The sequence below is a fragment of the Winogradskya consettensis genome (genome assembly GCF_018332715.1).
Classification (GTDB): domain Bacteria; phylum Actinomycetota; class Actinomycetes; order Mycobacteriales; family Micromonosporaceae; genus Actinoplanes; species Actinoplanes consettensis.
Genome location: NZ_BOQP01000100.1, coordinates 1 through 413, shown reverse-complemented (window position 1 = coordinate 413; position 413 = coordinate 1). Strand labels below are relative to the sequence as shown.

General features: G+C 67.1%; 1 protein-coding gene. It reads left to right on the top strand.

Annotated features, from left to right (window positions below):
- A partial coding sequence (locus Aco04nite_RS48485) for an AMP-binding protein (protein ID WP_213003923.1) occupies window positions 1–413 on the top strand: 413 nt, incomplete at both ends.

Sequence of the window (413 nt, the reverse complement as noted above, 5' to 3'; positions counted from 1 at the left end):
ACCTGTCGAGTCTGCGGTTCGTCCACATCGGCGGAGCCACCCTCGCCCCCACCACCGCAGCCCACATCGCCACCACCCTGCACTGCCAACTCCAACAGGTCTACGGCATGGCCGAAGGACTCATCTGCTACACCCCACCCCACGCCCCCCACCACATCGCCCACCACACCCAAGGCAAACCCATCAGCCCCCACGACGAACTCCACATCATCGACACCCACGGCAACCCCCAACCACCCGGACACACCGGCGAACTCCTCACCCGCGGCCCCTACACCCCACCCGGCTACCACAACGCCCCCACCCAGAACACCACCAGCTACACCCCCGACGGCTGGTACCGCACCGGCGACCTCGTCCACCTCACCCCCGACGGCAACATCGTCATCACCGGCCGCGTCAAGGACCTCATC